An 18,332-nucleotide genomic window follows, 5' to 3' on the forward strand; every position below is an offset into this window, starting at 1 on the left:
GCTTGCCCCCGGAACGAAAATCGCCGGCCCCTGGGGGCCGGCGATCCTGTAGCTCTCGCGATATGTGTCGCGGGATCAGTTCTTTTCTTTGTCGACCATCTTGCCGGCCGAGATCCACGGCATCATGCCGCGCAGCTTCTCGCCGGTTTCCTCGATCTGGTGCTCGTCGTGGATGCGGCGGGTCGCCTTGAAGAACGGCTGGCCGACGGTGTTTTCCTGCATGAAGTCACGCACGAACTTGCCGGTCTGGATGTCGGTCAGGACCGCCTTCATCCGCGCCTTCGTCTCGTCGTAGGGCAGGATGCGGGGGCCGGACACGTACTCGCCGTACTCGGCGGTGTTCGAGATCGAGTAGTTCATGTTCGCGATGCCGCCTTCGTAGATCAGGTCCACGATCAGCTTCACTTCGTGCAGACACTCGAAATAGGCCATCTCGGGGGCATAGCCGGCTTCCACGAGGGTCTCGAAGCCCATGCGGATCAGCTCGACGAGGCCGCCGCACAGAACGGCCTGCTCGCCGAACAGGTCGGTTTCGCATTCCTCGCGGAAGTTGGTCTCGATGATGCCCGAGCGGCCGCCGCCGATGGCGGAGCAATAGGACAGGCCGATTTCCAGCGCCTTGCCCGACGCGTCGTTGTCGACCGCAACCAGGCAGGGCACGCCGCCGCCCTTGGTGTATTCGCCGCGAACCGTGTGGCCCGGGCCCTTCGGCGCCATCATGATGACGTCGACGCCGGGCTTCGGCTCGATCAGGCCGAAGTGCACGTTCAGGCCGTGGGCGAAGGCGATGGCAGAGCCTTCCTTCAGGTTGTCGTGGACGTATTTCTTGTAGGTCTCGGCCTGAAGTTCGTCGGGCATGGTGAACATGATCAGGTCACACCAGGCGGCGGCCTCGGCGATGCCCATCACCTGAAGGCCCTCGGCTTCGGCCTTCTTGGCCGAGGCAGAGCCTTCGCGCAGGGCGACGACAAGGTTCTTGGCGCCCGAGTCGCGCAGGTTCAGCGCGTGGGCGTGGCCCTGAGAGCCATAGCCCAGGATCGCCACCTTCTTGTCCTTGATCAGGTTGATGTCGCAGTCACGGTCGTAATAGACGCGCATGATCGGGTCCTCCGGTTTGAGTTCGACACCGTTCCTAAACTGCCGCGAAAAAAGGCGCGAGACTTGTCGGGCATGGAATGTGATCTGTTTTCGTGATAATCATTCGCCAATTGATAATATTGCGAGAAAATCATGCTTGATGACACGGACCGGCGATTGCTGCGCCTGTTGCAGGACGATCCGGCGCGGGGCGTGGGCGACCTTGCCGAACACGCCGGACTGTCCGTGGCGCAGACCCAGCGGCGGCTCGACAAGCTGAAAGATACCGGCGTGATCCGGGGCACCCGCGCGGTGATCGACTGGCGCGCGATGGGCTGGACGGTCGAGGTCTCGCTGCGGGTGACGCTGGACAAGACCCAGCAGAACGCCTTCGACGAATTGCTCGCCGCCGCCCGCAAGGTGCCCGAGGTGATCGAGATCCAGACCTTCCTGGGCAAGGTCGACGTGCGGCTGTACGTGATCGCGCGGGATATGAAGGACTATCAGCGGATCTACCGCGACCACATCCTGACCCTGCCGCATATCGCCGACATCGAGGCGCTGGTGCATGTCGCCACCGTGAAGGCCGAGGACTGGATCCCCGTATGATCGAACTGGACGACATCGACCGCCGCCTGCTGCTGTTGCTGTCCGAGGACGCGACCCGTTCGGCGGGGCAGCTTGGCCGGATGGTGGGGCTTAGCCAGCCCGCGGCATGGCGGCGGGTGCAACGCCTGTACCAGTCCGGCGCGATCCGGGGGCGGCGGCTGGATCTGGACGCCGAGAAGCTGGGTTTCGGGGTGACGGTTTTCCTGGGCGTGAAGCTGGCCACCAAGGGCCGGGTGTCGCTGGACGACTTCGAGCGCATCCTCGGCGCGATCCCCGAGGTGCAGCGGGTCGAGCACGTGCTGGGCCTGTACGACTATCGCCTGCGCGTGGTGGCGCGCGACCTCGCCGACTTCGAGCGCGTTCTGCGGCGGCGCATCATGGCGCTGCCGGGGGTGGGCTCGGTCGAGGCGAACGTGATGCTGAGCGAGGAGCGGCTGTCAGGGCCCCTGTGAGGCGTCGCGGGGCCGGGTGGTCGAGGAAGGGGGCTCTGCCCCCGTCCCGCTGCGCGCGACTCCCCCGAGGTAGTTGGAAAGAGAAGAAGCAGGCGGGCTGCGGTCCCGTGCCGCGTTGTCGTAAAGCCGTCACGGGCGCTTTCTAGCGTTCGGGGCGGATGGGCGCGGGAGACCTGCGGTGGATATTCGCGAATTGATGGCGGAAGGCGCGCCGGCGCGCGACCTTGCGGCGGCGTTGCTGGTGCGGCTCAGGGCGCTGCGGGCCGAAACGCAGGCCGAGGCGGCGGCGACATTGGACAGCTGGGCGCCGGCGCTGGCCGGGGACGGGTTCCGCGACAGCGCCGGGAACCTTGCGAGCTATCTTGCCCTGCGCGCGCGCGACCTGACGCTGGAACAGGAGGCGCTGAACGCGCTCGGGCTGTCGTCGCTGGGCCGGTCGGAAAGCAACGTGATGGCCTCGGTCGACGCGGTGATCGCGGCGCTGGCGGCGCTGGCGGGCGAGGGGGCGGTCGCGGGGGGCGTGTGTCTTGGACGCCGCCGGGCGCGGGCGTTGATCGACAGGCGGCGCGACGCGATCCTTGGGGTCGGCACGCCCGAGAACACCACGCGCATCCTTGTGACGCTGCCCTCCGAGGCGGCGACCGATCCGGGACTGGTGGCCGGGCTGGTGCGGGCGGGCGGCGCGGCGGTGCGGATCAACTGCGCCCATGACGGACCCGAGGCCTGGGCCGCGATGATCGCCCATGCGAAGGCGGCGGAGGCCGAGGCGGGGCGGCGGGTGCCGGTGCTGATGGATCTGGCGGGGCCGAAGGTGCGGACCCGTGCGCTGTCGGTGCCGCCGGAGATCCTTGGCCGTGAGAAGAAGAAGACCCTGAAAGCGATGCGGCGCGACGGTATCGCGCCCTCGGTCCGGGGCGGGCGGTTGATGCGCGGCGACCGGATGGTGCTGACCGAGGCGCTGGCGCCGTCCGAGCCCGTGTTCGCCGCGACGCTGAGCCACCCGGAACTGCTGGACCGGCTGAAGCCCGGCGCGATGGTCTGGTTCGACGACGGCAGGATCGGCGCGCGGGTCGAGCGGGTCGAGGGCCGCCGCGCCGAACTGGAGGTGCTGCACGCCCCGCTGAAGGGCAAGCGGCTGGCGCCCGAGAAGGGTGTGAACCTGCCCGGTGTCGAAGTCGACATCCCGGCGCTGACCAAGGCCGACCGGGCGGCGCTGGACTTCGTCGTCGGGCACGCGGACATGATCGGCTATTCCTTCGTTCAGACCGCCCGTGACGTGCGGGGCCTGCAGGCCGCCATCGCAGACCGTCTTCCGGACGGCGCGCCGATGCCCGCGCTGGTGCTGAAGATCGAGACCGACCTTGCCGTGCGCAACCTGCCGCGCCTGATCGTTCAGGCGGGCGGGTCCGGCCCGGTGGCGGTGATGATCGCCCGGGGCGACCTTGCCGTCGAGATCGGGCTGGAACGGATGAGCGAGATCCAGGAAGAGATCCTGTGGCTGTGCGAGGCCGCCGAGGTGCCGGTGATCTGGGCCACGCAGGTGTTGGAAGGGCTGGCCAAGGAGGGCTTCGCCAGCCGGGCCGAAACCACCGACGCCGCGATGGGCCAGCGCGCCGAGGCGGTGATGCTGAACAAGGGCCCCTTCGCCGCCGAAGCGGTGGCCTTTCTGGACAGGGTGCTGCGGCGGATGGACCGGCACCAGTCGAAGAAGTCTCCCCGGCTGGCGCCTCTGCGGGCGTGGAAGGGGCCGGAAGGGCTGTAGCCGCCGCGCGCCGTGGAAGGCTGACAGAAAATTGATGCGCGTTTGAAACTTTTCCGCGTGTCCTTGCGTAGCTACCTGCATCAGGGCCGGAAAAGTTGAACCGGGGTGTCGTTTCCGGCACTCTGGCCTTCGTGTCAGCCGGCATAAGATCCGCAGGAGGCGGCCAGCGTCTTGGAAGACGAGAAGACAGCACTCGCAGGTGAACTCGCGCTTGGCCTTCTGGAAGGCGAAGAGCGGACCCGTGCGCTGAGACTGGTCGAAAGCGACCCGGACCTGCGCATGGCGATGATGTTCTGGAACGAGAGGCTGGTCACCCTGTGCGACGAGGACGAAGCGCCGGAGGTGCGGCCACCGGCGCGGGTGCAGCGTGCGATCGAAACCTCGCTGTGGGGAGAGGCGGTGATGCCGCGGCCCGGCTTCTGGGATGCGCTGTTCGCGCCGGAGAACCGCGGCCTTGTGGTCGCGGTCGTCGTGGCGAAGGCCGCTTTGCTGGGCTGGATCTTCTACCTGTTCTTCTGACCGCGGACCCGATTGGATCCGCTAAGGATCACTCCGCCGGGGTCGGAAGCGCGCCGTCCATGGCGCGGCCGATATAGGGCACCGCCAGTATCGTCGCGGCCAGCGTCGAGACCAGCGCCACCCCGAGGATCGCAAGGTGCTGCGAGAACCCGGCAGAGATGGCGTAAGCCACGATGGCGACAAGCGGAATATGCAGGAACAGCGCGCAGACTAACTGAAGCCGGCGCTTGAGTGTGAGCGTATTCATCGGGGGCCTCCCTTGGCCTTCGGTGAGTGGCGTAAGACAGCGTCTCAGGTGCGCAGGAGGATTGCAAGCGGCGGCTCTGGCGGCACGCCGCAAAAGCGGGTGATCGCGCCTCGGACGCCACTTTGGTCCCTCTGAAGCTGTTCAATACCGCGCAAAACAATCGACAGTTGAGCGAAATCGTGGCAGGCTGTGGGCATATTTCGATTGTCTGTTTGGATGACGCACCATGGTCGAGGACCGGAGCCCGGCCGCGCTTAAAGAGCGCGCCCTGCGGTTGCTGGAGGATGTTCTCATCACCTTCGGCGCCACGGAAAGCGAGGAACTGTTCAGCGACACGCCGATCCGGATGACCGTCTGGCGCATGTTTGCCGAGGACCCGGCCGCGCCGCGCAACCTTCTGATCGAGCTGAACAACAGGATGCGGGCGGCGGATGCCTTGCGAAAGCTGAGGGCCGGTTTCGGCGACGGCCCGCGCCTTTTGGGCATCGGAGAGATCGTGCTGGTCCGCGCCAACATGGACGACATGATCCGCAAGGTGCTGCCCGCGACCTACTGGTTCCGTGCGCTGCCGCCAGAGGGGGTGCGGGACTGGCGCATTGCGGTGGAACGGGCGGCCACGGCGCCAAGTTATCGCGCGCTGTGCGGGATCGTGGCGGCGTCTCCGATGAAGACGCTGTGGCGATTTCTTGTGGCGTGGGTGGTGATCCGGCAGGCGGACGCGCTGCACGATGGCCGCGAGGACCGGCGCTGGTCCGTCGTGGCGGAACTGTGCGAGGCGCTGTTGCAGGTCTCGTCGCTCAGCCCGCCGCAGACTCCGGCGCAGGCGGATGCGGTTCACCTGACCGTCACCGCTTTCCTCGCCACGCTGGTCGACACCTACACCCCCGCGCTTGACCGGCTTGAGACGCTTCAGCAGAACAGCGGCCCGGCGGTGGGCGCGCCGGTCTGGTCCATCGACCTGAGCCGCCCGACCGACATGGCGGTGGCGGGCTCGCGCCGGACGGTGAAGATCGACGCCGCCGAGAACGTGTTCCGCGTCTCGACGCGGGGCGTCACATGGGCGGTGATCGACAGCGGCATCGACGCCCGCCACATGGCCTTCGCAAACGGAGACGGCGCGGGGCCAGAGGCCAGCCGCGTGGTGGCAACCTACGACTTCAACCGCCTGCTGGCGCTGTTGACCGAGGATTGGGAGCGGCTGCTGCCGCCGTCGCAGATGATCCTTGCCCGCGACCTGCTGGAGGCCGGGAAGGACGATGGCCCCGCAGACCTGCCCGACGCCGTGCTGTCGGTGGCCTTCGGCATGGGGGACGAAGGCGACGGGACAGCGCCTCCGGCCAGTTGCGGCGCGCTGCAGGCGCTGATCGGCTCGCCCGAGGGGCTGAAGCGGGCGCGCCGGTATTACACCGGCATCCGGAGCCGGATCAAGCAGGGCGAGACGCTGGACTGGCCGCTGCTGGAGCCGCTGCTGCGGGTGCCGCAGGCGTCCGAGTTCTACGTGCCGCCCGGCAACGGCCACGGCACCCATGTCGCGGGCATCCTTGCCGGGCATCTGGGGGCGGGCGTGCTGCCCGATGGCGCCGGGCCGCCCGCCGCGCTGTCGGGAATGTGCCCCGAGATGCGGCTTTTCGATCTGCGCGTCACGGACGAAAGGGGGCGGTCGGACGAGTTTCTGGTGATGGCGGCGCTGCAGTTCGTGGCGTGGCTGAACCGCACCCGCGACCGGCTGATCGTACATGGTGCGAACCTCAGCCTGCAGATCCGGCATCAGGTGCGCAGTTTCGGGTGCGGCCAGACGCCGGTGTGCCGCGAGGCGAACCGACTGGTCGACAGCGGCGTGGTGGTTGTCGCGGCGGCGGGCAACACCGGGTTCAACACGCTGCGCGCCAGCGGGATGCTTGTGGATGCCTACGCGGTCAGCTCGATCATGGATCCGGGCAACGCCGACAAGGTGATCACCGTCGGCTCGACCCACCGCGAGCGGCCGCATACCTATGGGGTCAGCTATTTCTCCAGCCGGGGGCCCACGGCGGACGGGCGGGCGAAGCCCGACCTCGTGGCGCCGGGCGAGAAAATCACCGCCCCCGCGCCGGGGCAGGCGCTTCAGGTCGACACCGGCACCAGCATGGCCGCGCCTCACGTCAGCGGCGCGGCGGCGATGATCATGGCGCGGCACCCCGAGTTCATCGGCCATCCGCAACGGATCAAGGACATCCTTTGCCGCTCGGCCACCGATCTCGGCCGCGAGCGCGCCTATCAGGGGGCGGGGCTGGTTGACGTGCTTCGGGCGCTCGAGTCGGTGTGACCCTTCGGCGCTGCGGTGCAGAAATCCGCGCCGCATGTCTTTCCAATCCCACGGCTTTCCCCGATGCTGGCGGCAAGCCCGGCGCGGGCTGGCCGACGCATCGCCGTCACCTGACCGTTGCCGAACTCCGTTAAGGACACCGGATGCGACTGGTCATCTTCACCGATCTGGACGGCACGCTGCTGGATCATGACACCTATTCCCACGCGCCCGCGGCACAGGCGCTGGCGGCGCTGAAGGCGGCGGGCGTGCCCCTGGTGCTGGCCAGTTCCAAGACCGGGGCCGAGATGGCGCCGCTGCATGCCGAACTGGGATTAGGCGATGCGCCGATGATCGTCGAGAACGGCGCGGGCGTGCTAGAGCCGGGGGCAGACGGCGCGGGCGATGCGGCCTACCGCAAGATCCGCGCGGCGCTGGACTCGGTGCCGCCCGATCTGCGCGCGCACTACCGGGGCTTCGGCGACATGACCGACGCCGAGGTGTCCGACGTCACCGGCCTGCCGCCCGAGGGCGCGGCGCTGGCGCGGCAACGCTGCCATTCCGAGCCGGGGGTGTGGTCGGGCGACGACGCGGCGCTGGCCCGCTTCCTCGACGCGCTGGACGGGCAGGGGGTCTCGGCACGCCACGGCGGCCGATTTCTGACCCTGTCGCTGGGCCGCACCAAGGCCGACGCGATGCGCGAGGTGGCGGACCGGCTTGGCGCCGACACCACCATCGCCCTTGGCGACGCGCCGAACGACGTGGAAATGCTTGAACAGGCGACCCACGGCGTCATCGTCCGCAACGACCATGGCACGCCGCTGCCACGGCTCGCGGGCGAGGAAAACGACCGCATCCGCCGCACCGCCGAAACCGGCCCCTCGGGTTGGAACGCGGCGGTTCTGGCGCTACTTCAAGACCTCGGGGCAACGACAGGATGACGGGAAGGCTTTTGGGACATGGCTGACTTTCACCAGAACGGTAACATCGCGCAATTCCACAATCTCCGGACACGTCCGGTAGAGGAACTGGTCTACGAACTCGAGACCTTCGCGCAGACCCGCAAGATCTCTTTGATCCTGCCGTCGCTGTATTCCGAGCTCGAAGCGCCCGCGCTGTCGGGCATCATCGACGAGCTGTCCAAGGTCCGCTACCTGCACCGCATCATCATCGGCCTCGACCGCGCCGACGAGCAGCAGTACCGCATGGCCCGCGACTACTTCTCGCGTCTGCCGCAGAACCACGTGGTGATCTGGAACGACAGCCCCCGGATGAAGGCGCTGGGCGCGAAGCTGGACGATCTCGGGCTTGCGCCGCAAGAGCCGGGCAAGGGCAAGAACGTCTGGTCCTGCATCGGCTATCTCATCGCCTGCGCTGACAGCGCGGTGATGGCGATCCACGATTGCGACATCGTCACCTACGAGGCCGAGATGCTGGCGCGTCTGGTCTACCCGGTGGCGAACCCGAACTTCAGCTACCAGCTGTCCAAGGGCTTCTATCCCCGCATCGGGCAGGGCAAGCTGAACGGCCGCGTTTCCCGCCTGCTGGTCTCGCCCCTGCTGATCGCGCTGAAGAAGGTGATCGGCGACAACGACTACATCGATTACCTGCGCGCCTTCCGCTACCCGCTGTCGGGTGAATTCGCGCTGCGCACCACCATGCTGCCCGACCTGCGCATCCCGTCCGACTGGGGGCTGGAGATCGGCGTGCTGTCCGAGGCGTGGCGCAACCTTGGCCGCAACGCGGTCTGCCAGGTCGAAATCTCGGACGCCTACGACCACAAGCATCAGGACGTGTCGGAAGAAGACGCGGCAGGCGGCCTGAACCGCATGTCCACCGACATCTGCAAGGCGGTGTTCCGCAAGCTTGCCGCCGAGGGCACGGTGTTCACTCCGAACATCTTCCGCACGCTCAAGGCTACCTATTTCCGCCGCGCGCTGGACCTTGTCGAGGTCTATGCAAACGATGCCCGGATGAACGGCCTGACCATCGACCGCCACAAGGAAGAGCGCACGATCGAACTGTTCGCCGAGAACATCATGCGCGCCGGGCAGATCTTCCTCGAAAACCCGCACGAGACCCCGTTCATCCCGAACTGGAGCCGTGTGCATGCCGCCGATCCGGGCCTGATCGCCGAGATGAAGGCGGCGGCGGCGGCGGACGAAGAGGAATTCGCGCCGATCCCGTTCCAGGGCTAGGACGCGCGACCGACACCCGGCAAAACGAAACGCGCCGCCCGGACAGGCGGCGCGTTCCTTGTTTCAGACAGGGCCCCGCGTGCGGGGGACGTGCTCAGCTTTTGCGGCGACGGCGGCGCGCGCCGGCAGCGGCAAGGACACCCACGCCCAGGCCCAGCATCGGCAGAGCGGCCGGCAGCGGCACCGCGGCGGCGGCTGCGGGCTCGACGCCCGACTGGCCGTCAACCGAGAACACGAACCCGCCCCACGAGCGGGCATAACGGTCTTTCCAGCTATCGCCGCCGTCTTTCGACAGGCTGCTCATCAGGTCGCCCGAGGTGGTGCGCGCCCAGTACACGGCGTGTTGCGCCATCGGAGTGTCGACCGCCAGCGTCAGCCAGTAGTCGCCCGCGCCCAGCAGGGTGTCGATGATGTCCAGCGTGAAGGTGACGTGGGTGAAGTTGTTCTTCACCTCGCCATGTTTGGCGTAGGTAGGGGCAGAGGTGCCCGACGCCAGAACGGTGCCCGGCTTCGATCCGTCAGCCGACATCAGCGACCAGCTGACCGTCATGCCGGACGGGTTGGCCGAATTCTTGAGGTAGGCGTCGAAGGACAGCGACTCGATCAGCGAACTGTCGGTCAGGCTGAAGTTCTCCGCGCCGATTGCGTCGCGGCACTCGAACGCGCAGCTTCCGCCCTTCGCCCCGGTGAAGGGGTTCGAGAATAGTGTAGTGGCCGCTGCCGGCAGGGATCCGGCAATCACGACCGCCGCGGCAAGCAAGGTTTTGCTCATGACTCGCATCGGAACGTAACTCCATTGAAAAAATCGTAACTCGTTGTCCTTGGAGTTAGACCCGGGCCGGAACTCGGTCAATGAATCGACGCATTTTCGCCTGAATTGGAATTTGGCGCGTCGGGCCGGAGAAGATGAAAAGCCGTTATTTCACAAAGAAACACACGTTATGGTGGAAATGGCGCGTCGCCACCCTTGCCGGGCTACGTCGCGATCCCCCGAAGATTGCGGCAAAAACAGGGCATTGGATGCGGTTGAGCGTGTCGTGGCTCTGGTGGCAAACAGGCGAGGTTTCGGTCCACTCTCTCTAAGGTGGAGTGATGCGCGATTTTCGGGCTTGTTTCCCGCACCGCGACGGTGCCTGCGACTCACAAAGATTGTCATACCGCCTCTGCGGCCCGGGAATCGGTCTTCCCCGCTCGGGCGGCCGAAACTACCCGGCTAGTACGCGTTGGTGATCCAGCGGCACTGGTAGGGCGCAAGGGTGATCGTGTCCGTCTCCGGCTCCACCCGTTCCCCCGACAGCAGATCGACCCAGGCCTCGTCGGCGATCAGGTTCAGCGACGAGGACGGGATCTCGACCGTGTCCGCCGACACGTTGTGCAGCGCGAAAATCGACTGGGTGCGGTCCAGCGCCTGCCGCCAGACGCCGAAGATGCGCGCGTCGAGGGGCAGGGTGAACTGCGTCGCGTTCGGGTGGAATGCGGGCTGGCGCGCCCGCAGGCGCAAGCGCTCGGCCAGAGCGGGCAGGATGCGCGCCTGCTCGGACCCGGGGTCGGCCATCCGCGCCCGCAGCGTCGGGTAATCCCAGCGGTGCCGGTTGATCGCCCGGTTCATGCTGCGCCGCTCGACGCCCTCAAGGTCGTTCGGCGTCGCCAGCAGCGAGTGGATGTAGAACGCGGGCACGCCTTCCATCGACATCACGATGGTCTGCGAACAGACGAAACGGGCGATCTTGTACTCGTCCTCGCCCTCGAAGGTCCGGGTCATCGCCGAGAAATAGGACGTGTTCAGTTCATAGACCGACTGGCCGCCATCGGGCAGCGCCCGCATCGACACCAGCCCGCCCGAGGATTGCACCGTCTGGATCATCCGGGCGATTTCCGCGTCGGGCAGCAGACCTTCGGCGGGCCGCATGCCGACGCCGTCGTGCGAGGCCGAGAAGTTCAGGTAGGCGCAGCCCAAAGGCGCCGGCGGCATCGCGCGCGCCCAGGCGGCCAGGTACTTCGCGGTGCCCGACAGCAGCGAATACAGGATCAGCGGCGGCAGCGGGAAGTTGTAGATCGAATGCGCCTCGTTCCGCTTGCCGAAATACGACAGGTTCTCGGCCTTGGGCACGTTGGTCTCGGTCAGCAGGATTACCGGCTCGGACGCATAATCCGCCAGAAGCCGCATCAGCTGGATGATCGCGTGGGTCTGGGGCAGGTGGATGCACTTTGTGCCGACCTCTTTCCAGACAAACGCCACCGCATCCAGCCGGATGATCCGCACGCCCATGTCCACATGCAGCCGGATGATCCGCAGGATTTCCAGCAGCACCTCGGGGTTGGCGAAGTTCAGGTCGATCTGGTCGTGGCTGAAGGTACACCACACGTGGCGGATGCCCATCGCCGTCTCGACCTCCTGCAACAGCGGCGTGGTGCGCGGGCGCACCACGTCCGACAGGTCGTCGGCGGGATCGGCTTCGAAGAAGAACTTGTCGAACGGCTCCTGCCCCTGCCGGTAGGCGTTGAACCATGTCCCCTGCGACGAGACGTGGTTGCACACGAGGTCCGACATCAAATGGAAGTGCCGGCTGATCCGGTTGATGTCCTGCCACTCGCCCAACGCCGGGTTCACCTTGCGATAATCCGTCACCGCAAAGCCATCGTCCGAGGTGAAGGGGAAGAACGGCAGGATATGCACCCCGTTCACCGCGCCCTGCAGGTGGTTCAGCATGAAGTCCAGCAGCAGGTCGAGCGGCTTGTGGACCCCGTCGATGATCGAGTCGCCATAGGTGATCATCACCGCGTCCCGCTGCGACCAAAGCGAGTTCCCCGCCTTCCGCGGCAGCTTCCGCGCAGGCGTCGCCTCGGGCGGCCAGAACGCCTCGATCACCTTGCCGGCAAGGGCATGGGTGTCCTGCTCGGGGTAAATGCGGTCGAGGATGGCGGCAGTGCGGGAACGCAGCGATGTGGCGGTTTTCGACATCTGTCCGGTCGGACTCCGGCTTGTTTGAAAGTCAGCAGGCTGATTTGCGGGCATTTTTACCGGTTTAGGCCGCTTGCCGGGGAAAAAACAAGGTTGTCCGTCCGGAACCGCGTCAATTGCCCGGCATTCGCTGAAAAAGGCACCATCCGCAAAAACACGGATGCCCCTGGCCTTCTTCTTCTCTTTCCAAATACCTCGGGGGAGCCGCGCAGCGGCGGGGGCAGAGCCCCCGATGCCCGCCACCGGCGACCTCTCGCCCACCGCATTGCACCCGTTGCGTCCGCGCCTATCTGAAGGCAATAATATTACCGGAGGAGAAGGGGAGGTTCCCATGACCGGCCAGAACAGGGGCCAAAGCCAGCATATCGACCGCGTGTTGCAGTCGGTCGGGTCCGGCCGGGCCGCCGCGCGCTCGCGGCTGGCGGCGTCGTGGCAGCGCTCCTTCGCCAAGCACGGGCTGGACCCCGCGCGCCGCGACGACCCCGGCGTGGTCGACGAAAGCGGCCTGCGGCTGCGGCGCGAGGCGATGGAGCGGTTCCTCCAGATCGCCGCCCCCAAGCTTGACCAGCTGTTCGGCCTGATCGGCCATTCCGGCTGCGGCGTGCTGCTGACCGACGCGGGCGGCGTGGTGCTCGACCAGCGCTGCAGCGACGCCGACGCCGCCGTGTTCCGGTCGTGGGGCCTGATGCAGGGCGCCGACTGGAGCGAGGCGGCCGAGGGCACCAACGGCATCGGCACCTGCCTTGCCGAGGTGCGCCAGCTGACCATCCACCGCGACGAACACTACATGGCGCGCAACATCGGCATGAGCTGCATGGACGCGCCGATTTACGGGCCCGACGGCAAGGTCGTGGCGGCGCTCGACGTCAGTTCCGCCCGCGCCGACCAGACCGAGGCGTTCAACCGGCTGATCGAGGCGATGGTCGCCCAGACCGCCCGCCAGATCGAGACCGACACCTTCCGCGCCAGTTTCCCCGCCGCCCGCATCGTTGTGGCCGACAGCGACGACACCGGCGGCGCTGTGCTGCTGGCGGTCGACAGCGACGACATCATCGTCGGCGCCACCCGCGAGGCCCGGCGCTGTTTCGAGCTGGAAGCGCACGGGCCGCTGGCGCCGCGCCCCGCCTCGGACCTGCTGGGCCGCGAGGACGAGGCAACGGGCTTCGAACGCGCCGAGCGCGCCGCGGTGAACCGGGCGCTGGCCCGCGCCGGCGGCAACGTGTCCGAGGCCGCCCGCGCCCTCGGCGTCGGCCGCGCCACCCTGTACCGCCGCATGAAGCGGCTCGGGATCGGCTGAAACCCGGCCCCGACTGTCTCAGTCCTGAGACAGGTGCGCCGCGCCCGCCGTTCTCCCCCGGCTGACCTGCGCGCCGCGATTGCGCAATCTCCTTCCATCGCCTGCAGAGGAGCGGGCGCACAGGAGGAGACATCCATGAACGAGATGACCCAGGTCCAGCAGACCTACGCGTCGCCCTTCAAGGCCCGCTACGACAATTTCATCGGCGGCAAGTTCGTCGCGCCCGCCAAGGGCCAGTACTTCGACAACATCACGCCGATCACCGGCGCGAAGGTCTGTGAAGTCGCCCGCTCGACCGCCGAGGACGTGGAACTGGCGCTGGACGCCGCCCATGCCGCCAAGGACGTCTGGGGCAAGACCTCGGCTGCCGAACGCTCGAACGTGCTCTTGAAGATCGCCGACCGGATCGAAGAGAACCTCGACCTGATCGCGACCGCCGAGACCTGGGACAACGGCAAGCCGATCCGCGAGACCACCGCCGCCGACATCCCGCTGTCGGTCGATCACTTCCGCTACTTCGCGGGCGTGCTGCGCGGTCAGGAAGGCTCGATGTCCGAGATCGACCACGACACCGTGGCCTATCACTTCCACGAGCCGCTGGGCGTCGTGGGCCAGATCATCCCTTGGAACTTCTCGGTTCTGATGGCGGCGTGGAAACTTGCGCCCGCGCTGGCCGCCGGCAACTGCATCGTGCTCAAGCCCGCCGAACAGACCCCCGCCGCGATCATGGTGCTGGTCGAGGTGATCGCCGACCTGCTGCCCGACGGCGTGCTGAACATCGTCAACGGCTTCGGCGCCGAGGTCGGCGGCCCGCTGGCAGAATCGAACCGCATCGCCAAGATCGCCTTCACCGGCTCGACCGAAACCGGTCGCATCATCATGAAGGCCGCGACGAAGAACCTGATCCCGGTCACGCTGGAACTGGGCGGCAAAAGCCCGAACATCTTCTTCTCGGACGTGATGGCCGAGGATGACGCCTTTCTCGACAAGGCGGTCGAGGGCTTCGTGCTGTTCGCCTTCAACCAGGGCGAGGTCTGCACCTGCCCGTCGCGCGCGCTGATCCAGGAAGACATCTACGAAGAGTTCATCGCCCGCTGCATCGAACGCGTGAAGGCCATCAAGCAGGGCGACCCGCGCGATCCCGCGACGATGGTCGGCGCCCAGGCGTCTGCCGAGCAGCAGGACAAGATCATGTCCTACCTGACCATCGGCGTGGAAGAGGGGGCCGAGGTCCTCGTGGGCGGCGACGCCGCGCGGTTCAACGGCGATCTGTCAAACGGTTATTACATCCAGCCGACGATCCTGAAGGGCCACAACAAGATGCGCGTCTTCCAGGAAGAGATCTTCGGCCCGGTCGTCTCTGTCACCACCTTCAAGGACGAGGCCGAGGCGCTCGCGATCGCCAACGACACGATGTACGGGCTTGGCGCCGGCGTGTGGACCCGCGACGGGACCCGCGCCTACCGCTTCGGACGCTCGATCGAAGCGGGCCGGGTGTGGGTCAACAACTACCACGCCTACCCGGCGCATGCGGCCTTCGGGGGCTACAAGCAGTCCGGCATCGGGCGCGAGAACCACAAGATGATGCTCGACCACTACCAGCAGACCAAGAACATGCTGGTCAGCTACAACCCGAACAAGCTCGGCTTCTTCTGATCGGAAGAAACCGGCACGGGCGCGCGGGCCCGTCTTCCTCCCCCTCAAGCCCGCGCGCTCCCTCCAATGGCCCCCGCATCCGGCGGGGGCCATTTTTGGTGGCGCGGTCGCGCCCCGGCGTGACACAGTGGCCCGGCGCAACCGGACACATACCCCGGCGCGCACACCGTGCCGTTCCAGCCGCCAACGGTATGCGGCAGCATGCCGCGATCTTCCGAAAACCTGCCTCTGGAAATCTCATTAACATTCCACTATGTGAATGTGACTGGCGGAACGGTCCGCCCGCATGATGGAGATGGAAGATGCAAGTGAATGTCGGAACGCTCGACCGTGTCGTCCGCGCCGTGCTTGGCGTGGTGCTTCTCTGGCTGGCATTCTTCAGCGGGTTTCCCGCGATGGAGGCGGGTGCGCTGAAATGGCTTGCCGCAGTTGTCGGCGTCGTCATGCTGGTCGTGGCGGCCTTCCGCGTCTGCCCGATCTACTCGATTTTCGGCATCCGCACCTGCCGGACCTGACGCCGTAATCCAGACCTTAACGCTTCCGGCCCAAAAAAACGCCGGAAAGCCCCGCATCCAGGAGGATCCGAGAATGACCGACTATCCTGTCGACATGACCGTCAAACCCGATGTCGAAGCCTTCTTCGACGAGGCCACCAATACCATCAGCTATATCGTCAGCGACCCGAGCTCGGACGCCTGCGCGATCGTCGACAGCGTGATGGACATCGACTATGCCGCCGGCCGCATCACCTATGACCACGCCGACGCGCTGATCGCCCGCATCAAGGAAAAGGGCTGCAAGCTGGAGTGGATCATCGAGACCCACGTCCACGCCGACCACCTGTCGGCCGCGCCCTACATCCAGGAAAAGCTGGGCGGCAAGATCGGCGTCGGCTCGAAAATCCTCGTGGTGCAGGACACCTTCGGCAAGATCTTCAACGAAGGGACCGAGTTCCAGCGCGACGGCAGCCAGTTCGACAAGCTGTTCGAGGATGGCGACACCTACACCATCGGCAACATGAAGGCCTTCGCCATGTACACGCCGGGCCACACGCCCGCCTGCATGGTGCATGTCATCGGCGATGCCGCGTTCGTGGGCGACACCCTGTTCATGCCCGACGGCGGTTCGGCCCGTGCCGACTTCCCCGGCGGTGACGCGGGTACGCTGTACGACTCGATCCAGAAGGTGCTGGCGCTGCCCGACGACATGCGGCTGTTCATGTGCCACGACTACGCCCCCGGCGGTCGCGAGATCCAGTGGGAGACCACGGTCGGCGAGGAAAAGTCGAACAACATCCACGTCGGCCAGGGCAAGACCCGCGAAGAGTTCATCAAGTTCCGTACCGAGCGCGATGCCCAGCTGGACATGCCCAAGCTGATCATCCCCTCGCTACAGGTGAACATGCGCGCGGGCGAGGTGCCGACCGACAAGGATGGCAACCCGATGCTGAAGGTTCCGGTGAACGGGCTGTAAGCCCGTCGCTGCCGGAGGAGGAGATATATGCAAATCAAGCGCCTATCTGAAGAGCTTGCGGTGTCGGGCCAGATCGCGGAGGACGATCTGGCCAGCCTGGCCGCCGCGGGCTTTCGCTCGGTGATCTGCAACCGCCCCGACGGCGAGGGTGCAGACCAGCCGACCCACGAAGAGATCGAACGCGCCGCCACCGCGGCGGGGCTGTCCTTCCGCTATTTGCCGGTCACCTCCGGCAAGGTGACCGACGCCGATGCTGCCGCCTTCGCCGAGGCGATGCGCGAACTGCCGGGCCCGGTCTTCGCCTACTGCCGGTCCGGCATGCGCTCGTCGACCCTCTGGGCGCTGGGCGAGGCGGGACAGGTTCCGATGCCACAGATCCTTGGGGCCGCCAAGGCTGCGGGCTATGACCTGAACGGCGTGGCCCGGCGCATCGCCAACGGCGGCAAGACCCCGACCGACACCGGCGACGCGAAGTTCGACGTGGTGATCGTGGGCGCTGGCGCCGGCGGCATCTCGGTCGCGGCCAGCCTTCGGGCGCGCAAGCCCGACCTTCAGGTGGCGCTGATCGACCCCGCCGACATCCACTATTACCAGCCGGGCTGGACCATGGTCGGCGGCGGCATCTTCCAGCCGGAAGACACCGCCAAGACGATGGGCAGCCTGATCCCGCGCGGCGTCCACTGGATCAAGGCCGCCGTCGCCGCCTTCGAGCCCGAGAACAACGCCGTCATCCTCGACGGCTGCCGCGTGGTGAAATACGACCGCCTTGTCGTGACGCCGGGGCTCAAGCTGGACTGGGCTCGCGTCGAGGGGCTGGAAGAGACGCTGGGCCGCAATGGCGTGACGTCGAATTACCGTTACGATCTAGCGCCTTACACGTGGAAGCTTGTGCAGGGCCTCAAGAGCGGCCGCGCCATCTTCACCCAGCCGCCGATGCCGATCAAATGCGCCGGCGCGCCGCAGAAGGCGATGTACCTTTCGGGCGATCACTGGTTCCGCTCGGGCGTGCTGAAGAACATCGACATCCAGTTTAACAACGCGGGCGGCGTGCTGTTCGGCGTGAAGGATTACGTGCCCGCGCTTGAGAAATACGTCGAGAAATACGGCGCGTCGCTGAACTTCTTCCACAACCTGATCAGCGTGGACGGCCCCGCGAAGAAGGCGGTGTTCGAGGTCAAGAAGCCCGACACCGACCCCACCACGGTCGAGATGGACTTCGACATGATGCACGTCTGCCCGCCGCAGACCGCGCCCGACTTCATCCGCGTGTCGCCGCTGGCCGACGCGGCGGGCTGGGTCGATGTCGACCAGTCCACCCTGCGGCACAAGTCGTTCGACAACATCTGGAGCCTCGGCGACGTGATGAACGCCCCCAACGCCAAGACGGCGGCGGCGGCGCGCAAGCAGGCTCCCGTGGTGGCCGAGAACATCGCCGCCGACATCGACGGCCGTTCGGCGGTGGCGCAGTACGACGGTTACGGCTCGTGCCCGCTGACGGTCGAGCGCGGCAAGATCGTGCTGGCGGAATTCGGCTATGGCGGCACGCTGCTGCCCAGCTTCCCCAAGTTCCTTGTGGACGGCACCAAGCCGACCCGCACGGCTTGGATCCTGAAGGAACGCCTGCTGCCGCCGATCTACTGGAAGGCGATGCTGCGCGGGAAGGAATGGATGGCGCAGCCTGAACCGCTGAAGGTCGCCGCCGAATGAGGGCGGCGGGCCACCGCCGCGACTGAATGACGACCCTGCGCGCCGGCACCCCGGCGCGCAGGTCTTTCACACGGGCCATGTTCCGCACC

Annotated in this window: 16 protein-coding genes; 12 read left to right on the forward strand and 4 right to left on the reverse strand. The window is 66.7% G+C overall.

The features are described from left to right. Window positions 1–75: 75 nt before the first annotated feature. Window positions 76–1,098, reverse strand: coding sequence for a ketol-acid reductoisomerase (gene ilvC, locus ACP156_RS04520; protein ID WP_425050107.1), 1,023 nt, complete (start codon window positions 1,096–1,098; stop codon window positions 76–78). A gap of 132 nt (window positions 1,099–1,230) precedes the next feature. Here ilvC and ACP156_RS04525 point away from each other — a divergent pair, with 132 nt between their 5' ends. The 4 genes from ACP156_RS04525 to ACP156_RS04540 all read left to right on the forward strand — a co-directional run bounded on the left by ACP156_RS04525 (window position 1,231) and on the right by ACP156_RS04540 (window position 4,419). After that, the gene (locus ACP156_RS04525) at window positions 1,231–1,686 is read left to right on the forward strand and encodes an Lrp/AsnC family transcriptional regulator (protein ID WP_425050108.1); all 456 of its coding nucleotides are present in this window, start codon (window positions 1,231–1,233) and stop codon (window positions 1,684–1,686) included. Next, window positions 1,683–2,138, forward strand: a complete 456-nt coding sequence (locus ACP156_RS04530; protein WP_425050109.1) for an Lrp/AsnC family transcriptional regulator — start codon at window positions 1,683–1,685, stop codon at window positions 2,136–2,138. Before ACP156_RS04525 ends, ACP156_RS04530 begins: the two co-directional genes overlap by 4 nt. A 178-nt stretch (window positions 2,139–2,316) precedes the next feature. Continuing rightward, window positions 2,317–3,900, forward strand: coding sequence for a pyruvate kinase (locus tag ACP156_RS04535; protein ID WP_425050110.1), 1,584 nt, complete (start codon window positions 2,317–2,319; stop codon window positions 3,898–3,900). Between the two features lie 171 nt (window positions 3,901–4,071). After that, entirely contained in the window at window positions 4,072–4,419 is a 348-nt protein-coding gene (locus tag ACP156_RS04540; RefSeq protein ID WP_425050111.1) for a hypothetical protein, read from the forward strand. Window positions 4,420–4,447: 28 nt separating this feature from the next. On the opposite strand, the gene ACP156_RS04545 is transcribed toward ACP156_RS04540, so the two are convergent. Then, a complete protein-coding gene (locus ACP156_RS04545) occupies window positions 4,448–4,666 on the reverse strand; it encodes a hypothetical protein (protein WP_425050112.1) in 219 nt (72 codons plus the stop codon). A 226-nt stretch (window positions 4,667–4,892) separates the two neighbouring features. On the opposite strand from ACP156_RS04545, the gene ACP156_RS04550 reads away from it, so the two are divergent. The 3 genes from ACP156_RS04550 to ACP156_RS04560 all read left to right on the forward strand — a co-directional run bounded on the left by ACP156_RS04550 (window position 4,893) and on the right by ACP156_RS04560 (window position 9,148). Further along, window positions 4,893–6,971 carry a S8 family serine peptidase gene (locus ACP156_RS04550; protein ID WP_425050113.1) on the forward strand — a complete coding sequence of 693 codons (2,079 nt, stop codon included), beginning with the start codon at window positions 4,893–4,895 and terminating at the stop codon, window positions 6,969–6,971. Between the two features lie 143 nt (window positions 6,972–7,114). After that, complete coding sequence (locus ACP156_RS04555; protein WP_425050114.1) at window positions 7,115–7,891, forward strand: HAD-IIB family hydrolase; 777 nt, start codon at window positions 7,115–7,117, stop codon at window positions 7,889–7,891. 18 nt (window positions 7,892–7,909) lie between these two features. Beyond that, window positions 7,910–9,148: a glycosyl transferase gene (locus tag ACP156_RS04560; RefSeq protein ID WP_425050116.1), complete on the forward strand. Its 1,239-nt coding sequence runs from the start codon at window positions 7,910–7,912 to the stop codon at window positions 9,146–9,148. A 94-nt stretch (window positions 9,149–9,242) separates the two neighbouring features. Here the strand turns inward: ACP156_RS04560 and ACP156_RS04565 are convergent, their stop codons facing one another. Both ACP156_RS04565 and ACP156_RS04570 read right to left on the reverse strand, forming a co-directional pair. Then, complete coding sequence (locus ACP156_RS04565) at window positions 9,243–9,920, reverse strand: hypothetical protein (protein ID WP_425050117.1); 678 nt, start codon at window positions 9,918–9,920, stop codon at window positions 9,243–9,245. Between the two features lie 441 nt (window positions 9,921–10,361). Beyond that, a complete protein-coding gene (locus ACP156_RS04570) occupies window positions 10,362–12,110 on the reverse strand; it encodes an alpha-amylase family glycosyl hydrolase (RefSeq protein WP_425050118.1) in 1,749 nt (582 codons plus the stop codon). 331 nt (window positions 12,111–12,441) lie between these two features. On the opposite strand from ACP156_RS04570, the gene ACP156_RS04575 reads away from it, so the two are divergent. The 5 genes from ACP156_RS04575 to ACP156_RS04595 all read left to right on the forward strand — a co-directional run bounded on the left by ACP156_RS04575 (window position 12,442) and on the right by ACP156_RS04595 (window position 18,243). Then, complete coding sequence (locus ACP156_RS04575; RefSeq protein ID WP_425050119.1) at window positions 12,442–13,407, forward strand: helix-turn-helix domain-containing protein; 966 nt, start codon at window positions 12,442–12,444, stop codon at window positions 13,405–13,407. A 135-nt stretch (window positions 13,408–13,542) separates the two neighbouring features. Beyond that, on the forward strand, window positions 13,543–15,063 hold the full coding sequence (gene adh, locus ACP156_RS04580) for an aldehyde dehydrogenase (RefSeq protein WP_425050120.1): 1,521 nt from the start codon (window positions 13,543–13,545) through the stop codon (window positions 15,061–15,063). 302 nt (window positions 15,064–15,365) lie between these two features. Further along, window positions 15,366–15,578 carry a YgaP family membrane protein gene (locus tag ACP156_RS04585; protein WP_425050121.1) on the forward strand — a complete coding sequence of 71 codons (213 nt, stop codon included), beginning with the start codon at window positions 15,366–15,368 and terminating at the stop codon, window positions 15,576–15,578. 73 nt (window positions 15,579–15,651) lie between these two features. Beyond that, window positions 15,652–16,536 (forward strand): MBL fold metallo-hydrolase, encoded by an 885-nt coding sequence (locus ACP156_RS04590; RefSeq protein ID WP_425050122.1) that lies wholly within the window; start codon window positions 15,652–15,654, stop codon window positions 16,534–16,536. Window positions 16,537–16,563: 27 nt separating this feature from the next. Then, window positions 16,564–18,243 (forward strand): TIGR01244 family sulfur transferase, encoded by a 1,680-nt coding sequence (locus tag ACP156_RS04595; protein WP_425050123.1) that lies wholly within the window; start codon window positions 16,564–16,566, stop codon window positions 18,241–18,243. Window positions 18,244–18,332: the final 89 nt, after the last annotated feature.

It is taken from the genome of Psychromarinibacter sp. S121 (assembly GCF_049801035.1).
Taxonomy (GTDB): Bacteria; Pseudomonadota; Alphaproteobacteria; order Rhodobacterales; family Rhodobacteraceae; genus Psychromarinibacter.

Bases quoted from the DNA above. Each gene is read 5' to 3' on its own strand.
- ACP156_RS04575 (WP_425050119.1), top strand. From the start codon at position 12,442: ATGACCGGCCAGAACAGGGGCCAAAGCCAGCATATCGACCGCGTGTTG.
- ACP156_RS04585 (WP_425050121.1), top strand. From the start codon at position 15,366: ATGCAAGTGAATGTCGGAACGCTCGACCGTGTCGTCCGCGCCGTGCTT.
- ACP156_RS04555 (WP_425050114.1), top strand. From the start codon at position 7,115: ATGCGACTGGTCATCTTCACCGATCTGGACGGCACGCTGCTGGATCAT.
- ACP156_RS04530 (WP_425050109.1), top strand. From the start codon at position 1,683: ATGATCGAACTGGACGACATCGACCGCCGCCTGCTGCTGTTGCTGTCC.
- ACP156_RS04565 (WP_425050117.1), bottom strand. From the start codon at position 9,920: ATGAGCAAAACCTTGCTTGCCGCGGCGGTCGTGATTGCCGGATCCCTG.
- ACP156_RS04595 (WP_425050123.1), top strand. From the start codon at position 16,564: ATGCAAATCAAGCGCCTATCTGAAGAGCTTGCGGTGTCGGGCCAGATC.
- ACP156_RS04525 (WP_425050108.1), top strand. From the start codon at position 1,231: ATGCTTGATGACACGGACCGGCGATTGCTGCGCCTGTTGCAGGACGAT.
- adh (WP_425050120.1), top strand. From the start codon at position 13,543: ATGAACGAGATGACCCAGGTCCAGCAGACCTACGCGTCGCCCTTCAAG.
- ACP156_RS04545 (WP_425050112.1), bottom strand. From the start codon at position 4,666: ATGAATACGCTCACACTCAAGCGCCGGCTTCAGTTAGTCTGCGCGCTG.
- ACP156_RS04590 (WP_425050122.1), top strand. From the start codon at position 15,652: ATGACCGACTATCCTGTCGACATGACCGTCAAACCCGATGTCGAAGCC.
- ACP156_RS04570 (WP_425050118.1), bottom strand. From the start codon at position 12,110: ATGTCGAAAACCGCCACATCGCTGCGTTCCCGCACTGCCGCCATCCTC.
- ilvC (WP_425050107.1), bottom strand. From the start codon at position 1,098: ATGCGCGTCTATTACGACCGTGACTGCGACATCAACCTGATCAAGGAC.
- ACP156_RS04560 (WP_425050116.1), top strand. From the start codon at position 7,910: ATGGCTGACTTTCACCAGAACGGTAACATCGCGCAATTCCACAATCTC.
- ACP156_RS04550 (WP_425050113.1), top strand. From the start codon at position 4,893: ATGGTCGAGGACCGGAGCCCGGCCGCGCTTAAAGAGCGCGCCCTGCGG.